This window comes from Candidatus Pseudothioglobus sp. uisw_070, from assembly GCF_059512545.2.
The window spans coordinates 848,875-862,143 of record NZ_CM183456.2 but is presented as its reverse complement, the minus strand read 5'-3'; the positions used below and the strand labels follow the sequence as shown (position 1 = coordinate 862,143).

11 protein-coding genes are annotated in these 13,269 nt (G+C 38.2%); 2 read left to right on the top strand and 9 right to left on the bottom strand.

Going from position 1 to position 13,269, the window contains the following annotated elements:
* Nucleotides 1-30 precede the first annotated feature (30 nt).
* Entirely contained in the window at nucleotides 31-1,527 is a 1,497-nt protein-coding gene (glpK, locus tag AC5YGD_RS04275; RefSeq protein ID WP_496142277.1) for a glycerol kinase GlpK, read from the bottom strand.
* A 161-nt stretch (nucleotides 1,528-1,688) separates the two neighbouring features.
* Between glpK and AC5YGD_RS04270 the strand changes: the two genes are divergently transcribed.
* Both AC5YGD_RS04270 and AC5YGD_RS04265 read left to right on the top strand, forming a co-directional pair.
* The gene (locus AC5YGD_RS04270) at nucleotides 1,689-2,477 is read left to right on the top strand and encodes an IclR family transcriptional regulator domain-containing protein (RefSeq protein ID WP_496142276.1); all 789 of its coding nucleotides are present in this window, start codon (nucleotides 1,689-1,691) and stop codon (nucleotides 2,475-2,477) included.
* Between the two features lie 18 nt (nucleotides 2,478-2,495).
* On the top strand, nucleotides 2,496-3,554 hold the full coding sequence (locus AC5YGD_RS04265) for a sn-glycerol-3-phosphate ABC transporter ATP-binding protein UgpC (protein WP_496142275.1): 1,059 nt from the start codon (nucleotides 2,496-2,498) through the stop codon (nucleotides 3,552-3,554).
* 7 nt (nucleotides 3,555-3,561) lie between these two features.
* Here the strand turns inward: AC5YGD_RS04265 and AC5YGD_RS04260 are convergent, their stop codons facing one another.
* Genes AC5YGD_RS04260 through AC5YGD_RS04225 form a run of 8 tightly spaced genes read right to left on the bottom strand, consistent with a single transcriptional unit; the run spans nucleotide 3,562 to nucleotide 13,267 of the window.
* Nucleotides 3,562-5,463: a beta-galactosidase gene (locus AC5YGD_RS04260; RefSeq protein ID WP_496142274.1), complete on the bottom strand. Its 1,902-nt coding sequence runs from the start codon at nucleotides 5,461-5,463 to the stop codon at nucleotides 3,562-3,564.
* A 7-nt stretch (nucleotides 5,464-5,470) separates the two neighbouring features.
* On the bottom strand, nucleotides 5,471-6,334 hold the full coding sequence (locus AC5YGD_RS04255; RefSeq protein WP_496142273.1) for an SMP-30/gluconolactonase/LRE family protein: 864 nt from the start codon (nucleotides 6,332-6,334) through the stop codon (nucleotides 5,471-5,473).
* Entirely contained in the window at nucleotides 6,334-6,936 is a 603-nt protein-coding gene (locus AC5YGD_RS04250) for a 2-dehydro-3-deoxy-6-phosphogalactonate aldolase (protein ID WP_496142272.1), read from the bottom strand. The genes AC5YGD_RS04255 and AC5YGD_RS04250 overlap by 1 nt, the downstream gene beginning before the upstream one ends.
* Nucleotides 6,936-7,853 (bottom strand): 2-dehydro-3-deoxygalactonokinase, encoded by a 918-nt coding sequence (locus tag AC5YGD_RS04245; protein WP_496142271.1) that lies wholly within the window; start codon nucleotides 7,851-7,853, stop codon nucleotides 6,936-6,938. The genes AC5YGD_RS04250 and AC5YGD_RS04245 overlap by 1 nt, the downstream gene beginning before the upstream one ends.
* 2 nt (nucleotides 7,854-7,855) lie before the next feature.
* The gene (locus AC5YGD_RS04240; RefSeq protein ID WP_496142270.1) at nucleotides 7,856-8,626 is read right to left on the bottom strand and encodes an SDR family oxidoreductase; all 771 of its coding nucleotides are present in this window, start codon (nucleotides 8,624-8,626) and stop codon (nucleotides 7,856-7,858) included.
* Complete coding sequence (locus tag AC5YGD_RS04235) at nucleotides 8,626-10,341, bottom strand: dihydroxy-acid dehydratase (protein ID WP_496142269.1); 1,716 nt, start codon at nucleotides 10,339-10,341, stop codon at nucleotides 8,626-8,628. The genes AC5YGD_RS04240 and AC5YGD_RS04235 overlap by 1 nt, the downstream gene beginning before the upstream one ends.
* A complete protein-coding gene (locus tag AC5YGD_RS04230; RefSeq protein WP_496142347.1) occupies nucleotides 10,338-12,419 on the bottom strand; it encodes an alpha-galactosidase in 2,082 nt (693 codons plus the stop codon). Before AC5YGD_RS04230 ends, AC5YGD_RS04235 begins: the two co-directional genes overlap by 4 nt.
* Nucleotides 12,419-13,267, bottom strand: a complete 849-nt coding sequence (locus AC5YGD_RS04225; RefSeq protein WP_114115399.1) for a carbohydrate ABC transporter permease — start codon at nucleotides 13,265-13,267, stop codon at nucleotides 12,419-12,421. The genes AC5YGD_RS04230 and AC5YGD_RS04225 overlap by 1 nt, the downstream gene beginning before the upstream one ends.
* Nucleotides 13,268-13,269: the final 2 nt, after the last annotated feature.

Here is a 13,269-nt window from a genome sequence, read left to right as displayed (position 1 = left end):
TCTAATAATTAAGAAATTAAACTAGACTACTTATTTAGAAAGAGTTCGACTCACTGCATCCTTCCAACCTAATTGCTTTCTTTCTCTTTTAGCATCAGACATTTTTGAACTAAATTGTTTTTCAGTTTTCCATGATTCTGCAAACTCTTCAGTAGAAGGATAAAAACCTATCTGCATTCCGGCAAAATAAGCCGCTCCCAATGCAGTAGTTTGTAAATTTTTTGGACGCTCAACCGGTAAATTTATTAAATCTGCAAGCATCTGCATAGTCCAATTTGAAGCCGACATACCACCATCCACTCTAATAGTACTTAACATATCATGTCCCAAGTCATTAGAAATTGCATTCAAAAGGTCACAAGTTTGATAGCACACAGACTCTAGCGCGGCTTTTGTTATTTCTGCAGGCCCTGTATTTCTTGTAAGACCGAATAAAGCACCTCGGCAATCTGAGTCCCAATAAGGCGCACCAAGACCGACAAATGCAGGCACTAAATAAACATCTTCTCCTGGATCAGCATTCATAGCTAGAATATCTGATTGATCAGCTGCATCAATAAACTCAAGCTTATCACGGAGCCACTGAATGGCTGCGCCGGCAACAAAAATTGAGCCCTCAAGAGCGTAGCATGGCTTATTGTTAATTTGATATGCAATTGTTGTTAATAATTTATTATTTGACTGAACTGGAACCTCTCCAGTATTTATTAGAACAAAACAACCAGTCCCATAAGTAGACTTAACCATACCTGGTTTAAAGCAGGCTTGACCAACCAAGGCTGAGGGTTGATCGCCAATGAGGCTACAGATAGGAATTGAAGAGCCAAAAAAAGACTTATCGGTATCACCAAAATTGGAAGCGCTATCAAGCACCTTTGGTAGCATTGATTTAGGGATATTAAAAAGTCTTAATAAATCATCATCCCACCGGCTTTCGTGAATATTGTACAAAAGAGTTCTAGATGCATTTGTAGCATCCGTTGAATGGACTTTTTTATTACTTAAGCGCCATAGTAAAAAACTGTCTATTGTTCCAAAAAGTAACTTGCCAGAATTAGCCTTATTTCTTGCACCATCTACATTGTCAAGAATCCAAGAGATTTTGGTTGCGCAAAAGTATGGATCAAGTACAAGTCCAGTTTTTTTGGTAACACTTTCCTCATGTCCAAGATCCCGAAGTTTTTGACACTCATCAGAGGTCCTCCTGTCTTGCCAAACAATTGCTTTATATACAGGCACCCCACTTTCCTTATCCCAAACAACAGTAGTTTCACGTTGATTTGTAATGCCTATTGAAGCAATTTGGTTAGAATTAATTTTTGCCTTATTAATTGCAATATTGCAGCTATCAAGCACTGAAGACCAAATTTCTTCTGGATCATGCTCTACCCAGCCTGAATGTGGAAAAAACTGAGTAAACTCTTTTTGGCCAATTGATACAATTTGATAATTTGAATCAAATAATATAGCCCTTGATGAAGTAGTTCCTTGATCAATTGATAGAATATATTTATCTAACTTGGACATAATTAAAAACTCCTATTTCCAAATAATGGAACTTAGTTCTACTATTGTAAACTTATTCAAAATAGTATACATTATCTGCTAAAATTATATCAATAAATGAGCTGTTAATCATATACAACAGTTGATTTAATATATTTATTTATTTATTATCTAGAAAAGTTATGGCAAAAGAGAAAAGGGGCGATGGAACTGTAGGCAAAGCACTTGATGTTCTCAATGAAGTTGCAGAAATTGGCTCACCAGTTCGATTTTCAAGCCTTTTAAAAACCAGCAAGTATCCTAAGGCAACCCTATATAGACTACTCCAAACCCTCCTGAATCAAGATATGCTGAGCTACAATGATGAGGAGCAAACCTACAAGCTAGGACTAAAGTTGGTTCGTATGGCACACGCAGCCTGGCTTCAGAGCTCTCTCGCCCCAATAGCCCTTCCATTTATCGACGTGCTATCTGACAAAGTTAGTGAAACCGTTCACCTTGCTCAGCTTGATAATGGCCAAGTATTGTATGTTGATAAAAGAAACCCTAACTCACCAATTGAGATGTACTCTCAAGCCGGCAAAGTTGGCCCTGCATACTGCACTGGAGTAGGTAAGGCAATGATGGCTTTTTTAGATGAAGATGCGCTAAGTAGAGTTATTTCTAAACAAGCATTCTTTAAATATACTGACTTTACAATTACCTCTGAAAAAGCGCTTCGCAAAGAACTAACTATAATAAAAAAGCAAGGAATATCTTTTGACAGGCAAGAACATGAAGTAAAAATTATTTGTATCTCATCCCCTATTCTTTCTGCAAAGGGGAGAGTAATTGGCGGCCTATCAATCACCAGTTCAATTGACATACATAGCTTAGAGAGCCTTCAAGAATTCAAGCCTCAACTACTTAAGACCTCAGAACTAATTGGGAAAGAAGCTGGTGCATGGAATTTTCCTGAACAAAACAACTAATATAAGGACACCTTTGATATGGCATCATTAAAGATATCTAAAGCGACAAAGAAATACGATAAAGTGGAAGTTATTCATGGAATTGATTTAGAAATCGAGGATGGTGAATTTTGTGTTTTTGTTGGGCCATCAGGCTGTGGAAAATCAACATTACTCAGAATGATCTCTGGCCTTGAAGAAGTAACCACTGGTGAGATTCATATTGGTGATAAAGACGTCACTACCATGCATCCAGCGGACAGAGGCATTGCAATGGTTTTTCAATCTTACGCTTTATATCCGCATATGACGGTTAGAGAAAATATGGGCTTTGGTCTTAAAATGACAAAAGTTCCTACTGATGAAATTAACAAGAAAGTTAATGATGCTGCGAGTATTTTGCACCTTGAAGATTACATGGATAGAAAGCCTAAAACCTTGTCAGGTGGACAAAGACAAAGAGTTGCCATTGGAAGGTCAATTGTAAGGGGTCCAGAAGTATTTTTATTTGATGAGCCTTTATCAAATCTTGATGCGGAACTTAGGGTTGAAATGCGCGTTGAAATCTCTCGTCTTCATCGTGAACTAGGGACAACTATCATTTATGTCACCCATGACCAAGTAGAAGCAATGACACTCGCCGATAAAATAGTCGTTCTAAAAGAGGGTTTAATTCAGCAAGTAGGTAAACCATTAGAGTTATATGAAGATCCACAAAATATTTTTGTTGCATGCTTTATTGGCTCACCAACAATCAATTTTTTAAAAGGAAATATTGTTGATTCAAAGTTAATAATACCTAATCTTAAGTCCTCAAAAATCAAAGTAAGTAAAGCAGTTGCCTCATCTAAGTCAGAGTTAATTGTAGGATTAAGGCCTCAGCAATTAAAGCTCACTAAGTCAGGAGATCTTGAAGTAGAATTCACTGAAGCTCTTGGAGACATTTCGTATGTTTACTTAAAAACCTTGAGTGGTGAAAGAGTTGTTGTAGAGTCAAGAGAGGAAAAATTGCCCTTAACAGGATCAAAAGTTGGAATAGAAGCAAACACAACTTCAGCCCTATTTTTTGACCCTAAAACCGAACTTCGAGTCAAATAACCTTTTGTTAAAGAGGTTCCCAGAAAACCCCAGAAGGAGGAAGACTAACTGAACTGACATTCGTTTCTTTCTCACTGTAGTTGAACCAAAATCGATGTTTATGTGTTTCACGTACTCTTACGCAATCAGGCAGATCCATTGTAGAAATATTTTGAGATAAACAAGCATCCCTAAATATTCTTGTTAACGCCTCCTGATTACCCCAACCCGTTAAATATAGTCTATTTGTTTGTCCAATGAGTGCTGGACGGCCATCCTCACATTCCTCAATAACATTATCACAATCTACTAAAGTTTCCATCCAGCGATTAAAACTACCTCCAGCTTTAATTGAAATACTGGCATTTGGCCTCAAAGACTCAACACTAGCAACAATGCCAACAACGCCAGGAACTTCTGGTGGTAAATTCTTTGGAATAGCCATATCTAATGTTTTTGAGCCAGATCTTGGGCCTGAAATTAAAATGCCTTCAAAGGATTGAATTGCCGCCTTAAGATCTGTATCAAAATGCATTAATCCAGGAGCAAGTACAATTTTATATCCAGTTAAATCTTTTTGATTTGGAGGGAGTATATCAACTGATAAACCAAGGCTTCGAAGAGCCTTATAGTATTCATAAACTAATTCAAAATAACTAAAGTCTTTACCTTGAGGCTGAATTTCCCATGCCCAACAGCTTTCATAATCAAAAATTATAGCGACCTTTGATTGAACTTGCTGAATGCCATCAAATTCTTTTAACTCAGAATTAACTTGAGAAGCTTGAGTTAAACCGGGTGCGCTTTCACCATCAGGTCTTTGCAGGCCAGCGTGCATTTGTTCCTGAGCAAAAGGAGCCTGTCTCCAGCGAAAATAACTTACCACTTCTGCGCCATGAGCAATGGCCTCCCAAGACCAAAGCCTAACCGCTCCGCGAGCAGGTTCAGGGTTGTAAGGAGCCCAATTCACGGGTCCTGGTTGCTGCTCCATTACCCACCAACGGCCGCGCCCAACAGTCCTGTATAGGTCATGATGAAATGCCTGAAAATCAGGATCTCCAAAGCGCATAAATTTAAGTTTAAAGTCTTCATTTTGAGTCGATCGATCTTCTAAAAAGCCCAAAGGATAGCTATCCCAACTAGCAATATCTAAATCATTACCTACTTCATAATGATCAAAATCTGTAATTTTTCCCATATAGTTATGAATAAGTGGCATTTTTGTATGTTCGCGCATTATTAAAACTTGGGCGCGGTTAAACTTAACTACTTGCTCAGAGCTAAACCTTCTGAAGTCTAATTCATGAATTGGATTCGCATCAGTAACGGTTAAATTTGGTAAATCAATTTGCTCAAAACTATTGTATTCCATCGACCAAAATACATTTTTCCAAGACTCATTAAGATTTTCAATCGTCTTATATTTATTAGATAACCAAAGTTTAAACGAGCTTTCTGATGAAGTACTAAAAGACAACGTAGTGTTGTGACAGCCATATTCATTATCTAATTGCCATGCTTTAATATAAGGGTTTTTTCCATATCGCTTTGCAACAAGCCTTGTAATCCTTGAAGATTCCTGGAGATAGCCTTGATGAGAAAAACAGTAATGTCTCCTTGAGCCAAATTTACGAGAACGTCCATCAGAATCAACTAGTAGCATATCCGGCCATTTATCTACAACCCACCTTGGAGGAGCTGCAGTTGGAGTGCTCATAACCACATTCAATCCAGCATTTCCTAATACTTCAATAGCTTGGTCAAGCCATTTAAAATTTTGAGCACCCTCTTCAGGCTCTAATCGGCTCCACGCAAACTCACCTATTCGAACCCAAGTTAAGCCTGACTCTATCATATCCTTAGCATCTTTTTTCCATTGAGTCTCTGACCAATGTTCTGGATAATAACAACTACCTAGTTTTGGAATCATAGTATTCTCATAATTTAACTTGATATTCAGCTAAACCAGTTATCTCTGATTGAAAATAAAATACTCTACCAGCTAAAGGCTCAACTTTTAAATTTTCATTATTTAAATTCTGATAGGCCGAAGTAGTATAAATAGTATTTAATGAGTCGCCGCCAAAAGCAGGACAAGTAACCTGGGAAACTGGAAAGTTAACTACTTGATCCAATTGACCATAAGGGCTATATCTTGCCAGCCTAGAGGCGCCATACTGCGCATTCCATAGAAATCCCTCACTATCACATACTGAGCCATCGGGACGAAGACCTTGAGGCTCCAGATCAACAAAAATAACTGGCTCATGAGCAGGCCAGCCATTAGATTCATCTAATTTCTGCTTCCAAATTTTCTGTTTACGTGTATCTGCAAAATATCCAAACTTTTTATCTGGGGAAAAGCAAATGCTATTAGGGATTGTAATATTCTGGTGTAACTGTCTTAGCTCACCTTTATAGAAGCGATAAATAGATCCAGCATCTGCTTGCCCATTAAGTCCCATTGTACTAATCCAAAAACCGCCCCATGGATCAGCGCGCCCATCATTTGATCGGGTGTGAACCATATCAGCCTCTAAATCAACGATCACCTCTCTTTCATCAGTTGCTAAGGTAAGTTTAGTTAATGAGGATGCAGTCGCAACCATTAAATGCTCCTCATCAATCCATCCTGCGGCCGAAACTGGCTCAGAAAATACCCAAGTTTTAAGTTTAGAATTATTCCAGTTATGCATCTTAAAGGAATTTATATCAAACCAGAATAGAGACTTTAGTTTTGGATGCCATAATGGGCCTTCACCCAAATCAGACGAATCTAAGGGAAGATAGTCACTTATCATTATTGCGCTTCATCATAAGCCAAAACAATCGACTCAGCCTTCTTAGAAACTATGTTTGGGGATTCGCCAGCCTTGTATAACCCTGAGCCTATTCCAAAACCAGTAGCACCGGCTTTGATCCAAGATGAAAAGTTTTTTGGACCAACACCGCCAACCATGAAAAGAGGCATATCTGATGGCAAAACAGCCTTTAATGCGATTAAATTGTCTTCTCCAATAAGAGAGGCTGGAAAAAACTTCAAACCATCAGCTCCACAATGTATTGCAGAGAAACACTCTGTTGGAGTTATAACTCCTGGATAGCTCAATATATTTTCCTCTTTAGTTGCTTTAACAACATCAGGATTAAAATTAGGCGAAACAATAAAATTAACACCAATTTTAGCAAGAACTTCAACCTGCTTTATATCTGTTACTGTTCCTGCGCCAAATTGAATTGATCCTTCAAATTCATCACGAAGCAGCTCAATGCTTTCTAAGGCACCAGGTGAATTAAGAGGTACTTCGACTTGGCTTATTCCGGCGTTAAGAATAACATAAGCTATGTCAAGAACCTCTTTTGGTTTAACGCCTCGTAATATAGCAATTATATTTCTACTCATCATTGATCTAAAAATTGCTTATAAGCGAAAATTAATCCAGCAATAGTTGCTTTTTCAACACTAAAAATTTCACTTTTTCCTCCAAGAAACTGAATGGCATTTTGATAATTTTTAACTAAAGTACCAGAGCCAATAAGTACAATTTTATTTTGCATCCAATAATTTTGGGAGCCATCAAGTTCAACTCCAATAAGAATGCCTGAAAGCATTGCCCTAGAAGAATCTTTGTTTAAGTTACTAATTATAGATTTAGATCTTAATGAAAAAAGACTTGAGGCTATGGAACCTGGATTTTTATACCCAATTCCAACGCCTTTATCAAAGCTTTTTTGATGCCAACCTTCTGTATTAATTGAATGAGCAAGCAAAGTATTAAGAGAAATTACACCAAACAATTCACCAGTCATAAAAGTAGTGAATTCTTCTATTACTCCATTGTGTATTTTAATCCATTTAGTATGAGTTCCAGGCAGGCAAATAACTCCATTAAAGCCTGGGTTAAAATCCAAAAAACCTGAAACTTGCGTTTCTTCCCCTCTCATAATGTCAGGTGGATCTGACTGCATTATTCCTCTAACTAAAGCGACTTTTATTCTTTTATCTTTTGTGGTCACAAAAGTAAGTTGACTTTTATTAATTGGCAAACAAGGAGTTTCATTGTATGGTGTTTCAACCCACCCCTGACGAGCTCCAACCATCCCACAAGTTATTACAGGTATTTCCCTATCATCAACTAGCCAACTTTCAATGAGGCGAAACAGTACTGGCTCAAACTCATTTTTTTGGAGATATTTCATTCCCTTATCAGACTCACTGTAGGCTAAGATGTTATTTTTTTCATCCATAGCCCATGCTCTCATATGAGTTGTACCCCAGTCTGCAGCAATCCAAAAAACTTTATTTATATATTTTTTCATTGTCATCCAGTAACTACTACACCACCATCAATTACTAAAGCTTGGCCAGTCATCATTCGTGATGCGTTCGAAGCTAAAAATAAAGTGGAGTCAATTAAATCATTAGGCAATAAGTGCTCCTTAATGCATTGTTTATCCATGTGAATTGCTAAATCTTTTTCATTTGCCCAAAGCTTTAGCTGTCTTTCAGTCAAAACCCAACCTGGGATTAATGTGTTCACTCTAATGCCATCAGCGCCAAGTTCTCTCGCTAAACTTCTTGTTAGGCCAGTAATACCAGCTTTAGAAGTAACATAAGCAGGCAAGCCTGCATTGCCCATCATGTAAGAATTTGATGAAAAATTAATAATACTGCCACCACCTTGAGTTTTCATAAAAGGCGCTACAGCCTGTGCTGAAAAGAAATGAGGTCTTAGATTGATATTAATTGACTGATCCCATTCTTCTGTTGTCATAGCATCAAGAGTGTGGCGTGTGTCATTAGCGGCATTATTTATAAGCACATTAATTCCACCATTAGCCTTGCTAGCATCTGAAATTGCAGACTTTAGAGCATCAATATCAGTAATATCACATTTAATAAATAAGGGATTATATTTATATTTTGAGGAAATTTCATCTAGAAATTCATCACAATCTGATCTCTGTACAAAAGCAACTTTAGCGCCTTGGGCTAAAAAGCCTTCTGTCAATGAAGCCCCTATTCCTGAGCCACCTCCAGTTATAAAAACTGAAGCATCCTCTAAATCTTTAAAAATTGCGTAATTATTCATTAATGAGATTCTCGTGTTGGAAGGCGAGTGTCTTTGCCTACTAGGAAGTCTAAGTCTGCACCTTTGTCAGCTTGCATGACATGATCAATATAAAGTTTTGCGTATCCACGGGTGTAATTTACTTTTGGCTCTTTCCTTGCCTTAAGACGTTTATCAATTTCAGACTCTGTAACTAACAGCTCAAGTACTCCATTAAAAGCATCAAGCCGAATAAGGTCACCAGTCTCAACTATTGAAATAGGGCCACCTACATTTGCCTCAGGAGACACATGAAGCACTATAGTTCCAAAGGCAGTGCCTGACATTCGAGCATCTGAAATACGTATCATATCTCGAACACCTTGTTCAATTAATACCTTTGGTATTGGCATATTACCAACCTCAGGCATTCCTGGATAGCCCTTTGGCCCACACCCCTTTAAAACTAGAATAGAGTCTTTTGTTACTGGAAGGTCAGGTCTATCAATATTAGCCTTTAGATCTTCAATATCTTCAAATACATAAGCCAAACCTTCATGCTTTAACAATTCTTCTGTTGCAGCAGCAGGCTTAATAATTGCTCCATTTGGAGCCAAATTCCCTCTTAATACTTTTAACCCTGCAGCAGGCTTTAGTGGGTTATTTATTGGCCGAATGACGTCCTCATTGAATGTTTCAGCACCTTTAAAGTAGCTGGTTATATCTTTGTTTAGAACCGTATTAGCAGGTTTTATATGATTCTTAATTTGCTCTAATACTGCTGGAACTCCTCCTGCATAACAAAAATCTTCCATTAGATACTTACCTGAAGGCATACAATTAACAAGAAGCGGTATATCTGCCGCTTTCTCAAAGTCCTCCAAAGTAAGTTCAATTTCAGCTCTTCCCGCTAAAGCCAACAAGTGAATTACTGAATTCGTTGAACCGCCAACTGCGCTGTTCAATGTAATCGCATTTTGAAAGCTCTCTTTTGTTAAAACTTTGGATAAGTTCAAACCCTCTTCCACCATTTCTACGATGCGCTTTCCTGTCATATGCGCAAGAGCCATTCTCCTTGCATCAACGGCTGGAATAGCCGCATTCGTTGGTAAACTTAAGCCCATCCCTTCAACCAAGCTTGCCATTGTGGATGCAGTCCCCATTGTCATACAAACCCCCGATGAGCGGCTCATTCCTGTCTCAGCAGACATAAAATCTTGTAAAGACATATCACCCGCCCTGACATCTTCAGAAAAGCGCCAAACATCAGTTCCAGAACCAATATCTTGACCTTTATATTTTCCATTAAGCATTGGGCCAGAAGAAACAACAATTGTCGGTAAATCGACACTTGCTGCACCCATTAATTGCCCTGGGGTAGTTTTATCACAGCCACCGAGTAAAACAACGCCATCAATTCCATAAGCGCGAATACTTTCCTCGACATCCATAGACAAAAGATTTCGGAAAAGCATTGCGGTTGGTTTCATTTGGGTTTCACCTAATGACATTACAGGAAACTCAAGTGGCAGTCCTCCTGCCTCCCAAACACCTCTCTTAACGCCTTCAGCTAAAGTTCTTAAACCTGCATTACATGGGGTTAACTCAGACCAAGTATTGCATATGCCAATTATTGGGCGTCCATCAAAAACATGGTCTGGGAATCCTTGGCTTTTCATCCAGCTGCGATGGATAAAACCATCTTTATCCATTTTTCCATACCAATTCGATGATCGACGCTTGTTAGCTTTACTCATGCAGCTTTATCCCCTTCTATTACCATCATGCTAGCTGGAAAAGCTTTAGGTAACTGCAGTCCATGGTTCATTAAAAATTGCCCACTAAGCTTAAATGTTTTTTGCAAAAGACCACCATTTGATTTACTAAGAGAGTTGATGTGATTTTTGTTGTATAACGAGACATTATACATTGCCATTGAGTCTAGCCCAGATAGGACCAATGGAACTGGTGAGCTAAATTCTGATAAGGCATTTTGGCCAGCAAAAACAACAAAGTGATTCTCGCTTGAATTAATTTGAATTTCAGCGGTTATGCTTTTATCGACACAAGGTAATCGTAAAATATTTGCATCTTTCATCCACTCACGATTCTCCTTCCACCAGTTAGTAACGGCTTTTAGCAGTGCTTTATCTGAAGGTGAGAGTTCACGAGGATCCATCTCAAATCCCATATGCCTTTGAGCTGCCACCCACGCTCTGAATGCTAGTGGAAGTTCACGCCCAGAAGTGTGACAAACCTTTGGCCCAACATGACTGCCCGTTATCGAAGTAGGCAGCCATAAAATTGCCTCATGCTGAATACGTAACCTTTCAATTGCATCATTACTATCAGACAACCAAACCCTTTGTGTATTTTCTAAAATACCATAATCTATTCGTCCACCTCCTGATGAGCAGGATTCAATCTCAACTTTTGGATACGCCAATCTAATTCGCTTAAGAAGAACATACAGGCTTTTTGTTTGCGAAGCGTCAGGATAAGGCAGAACTCGATTATGGTCCCACTTAATATACTCAATTGGGTACTCAGTTAACAATGCTGAAATTTTCTTAAAAAGGTAATCCTCAACATCTTTAATGGCAATATTAAGAACCAACTGATCTCGTCCAAGAGTTTGATCTTTGTGGCCCATTATCCATTCAGGATGCTGTCGATAAAGATTACTATTAGGGCTAACCATCTCAGGCTCAAACCACAAACCAAAAGACATTTTAAGAGAATGGATATGGCTAATTAATGGTTGCAATCCTGAAGGATATTTATTCTTGTCAACATCCCAGTCACCAAGACTAGAGTTAGCACTATCACGTCCTTTAAACCAGCCGTCATCCAGCACAAACCTTTCAGCGCCAATTTCAGAAGCAAGGCTAGCTATTTCTTTTAATTGGTCAATATTATGATCAAAATATATAGCCTCCCAGCAATTGTAATGAACAGGCCTAACATTGTCCTTAGGTGCCTTAATAATTGAATTAGCTACGTGAGATCGAAATGACTTACCAACCCCACTAATTCCGTTACTAGAATGGCTAATATATAGCTTTGCTGTTTCGAAGCTATTTCCAGAAATTAAATCACTATTTTCAGTATTGCCAAATTGAACTTGCCTGCGACCATCTGGAAGTTGCTCTGCAATCATACGATGACCTCCAGACCAACCGTAGTGAAAACCATAACAAGACCCTGAATTCTCTGAGCTTTCAATGGTTGGAATAAGAAGGCCAGGGAAATTTGCATGACTTGTTGTTCCAGACCTTGACTCACGCAGATGAGTACCAGTTACCCATGGAGTTATTTGGCTTCTGAATTCACCACCCCATTGACCTCCATAGTCAATCATTTCATTACTATTTTGAGGTGCTAGAATTACTGGAGCAGAAAACCAGTCCATAAATATTGGCTTTTTGCTGTCAATTTTGGCACTAAGGCTAAACGTATTACTTTCTTCAAAGGAAATGATTGTCAATGTATATGTTTGCTCTATGGCTTTGTCCAAAAAAACTAAGGACAATGAGTTGTCTTTTGCTTCGTCTTTTAGAAAAACAAAGCTACTAGAGAGAATCATTCCATCAAGGCCTCTCATTTTGCATCCAAGCTGTCCTGGAAAATTTGCAGACTGCTCAGGTAAGACAGATAACTCTGGAACTTTATCCAGTAAGTTGTCTCCCCAATCTTTAGCCACTGCAGTAGATAAGGAGTTAAGATTTTCATTGTCAGGTAAACGACGACCCCAATATATAAGGCATGGAAGCCTATTATTCAAAGATAATAAAACCAAAGTTTGATCAAGAGTATCAAGGCGCCATTGATTAATCACTTAACAGATCCAAGCGTTAGTCCAGCTATAAAGTGTTTTTGCATCAAAAAGAACATCACAACTGGTGGAAGTGCAGCAATTATTGAACCAGCTGCAACATAATGGTTATTGGTAATCCATTGCCCATTAAGAGAATTTATGCCAGCAGTAACTGGCATAGTGTCTGCACCTTGAGTTAAAACTAATGCCCAGAAAAAATCATTCCACACAAAAGTAAAAATTAGTACTGATAAAGCAGCTAATGCAGGGCGCATTAATGGCAATACGATGTACCAGAAAATTTTAAACTCCGACACACCTTCAACTCTTGCAGCCTCAATTAACTCAAAAGGAAGTGCACGTATAAAGTTACGCATAAAAAAAGTACAAAAGCCAGATTGAAAGGCAATATGAAAAGCTACAAGACCAGATATTGTGTTGTAAAGCCCAAGGGAGAGTGACAAGTCTCTAACTGGCACCATCAGTATTTGAAAAGGAATAAAGTTTCCTGCTACAAACATAAAAAATACTAATAAATTAAGTTTAAATTTATAAACACCTAGCGCAAAACCTGTAAGGCTTGAAATAGCTAAAGCACCAATAACAGTTGGAATAGTAACTTTAAAACTATTTAGAATGTAGTATGCAATTGGGGAGTCAGTAAATATAAAAGTATAGTTTTCAATTAAATTAAAGGAAGTTGGCATTCCCCAATAATTCCCAGAATTAATATCTGCCCCAGATCGAATTGAAGTTAAAGCAACTGCAATAAGTGGAAGCAGCCAAATAATAATTGAAATAGGTAATGCAATTTTATAGAGTCTTCGTGTTAATGGTTTTGTTCTTTCAATTGGGGTTGGAAACATCG

Excerpts from the sequence above, each read along its gene's own strand:
- AC5YGD_RS04245 (WP_496142271.1), bottom strand. The coding sequence starts at position 7,853 with ATGAAAAAATATATAAATAAAGTTTTTTGGATTGCTGCAGACTGGGGT.
- AC5YGD_RS04225 (WP_114115399.1), bottom strand. The coding sequence starts at position 13,267 with ATGTTTCCAACCCCAATTGAAAGAACAAAACCATTAACACGAAGACTC.
- AC5YGD_RS04270 (WP_496142276.1), top strand. The coding sequence starts at position 1,689 with ATGGCAAAAGAGAAAAGGGGCGATGGAACTGTAGGCAAAGCACTTGAT.
- AC5YGD_RS04255 (WP_496142273.1), bottom strand. The coding sequence starts at position 6,334 with ATGATAAGTGACTATCTTCCCTTAGATTCGTCTGATTTGGGTGAAGGC.
- AC5YGD_RS04265 (WP_496142275.1), top strand. The coding sequence starts at position 2,496 with ATGGCATCATTAAAGATATCTAAAGCGACAAAGAAATACGATAAAGTG.
- glpK (WP_496142277.1), bottom strand. The coding sequence starts at position 1,527 with ATGTCCAAGTTAGATAAATATATTCTATCAATTGATCAAGGAACTACT.
- AC5YGD_RS04260 (WP_496142274.1), bottom strand. The coding sequence starts at position 5,463 with ATGATTCCAAAACTAGGTAGTTGTTATTATCCAGAACATTGGTCAGAG.
- AC5YGD_RS04235 (WP_496142269.1), bottom strand. The coding sequence starts at position 10,341 with ATGAGTAAAGCTAACAAGCGTCGATCATCGAATTGGTATGGAAAAATG.
- AC5YGD_RS04250 (WP_496142272.1), bottom strand. The coding sequence starts at position 6,936 with ATGAGTAGAAATATAATTGCTATATTACGAGGCGTTAAACCAAAAGAG.
- AC5YGD_RS04240 (WP_496142270.1), bottom strand. The coding sequence starts at position 8,626 with ATGAATAATTACGCAATTTTTAAAGATTTAGAGGATGCTTCAGTTTTT.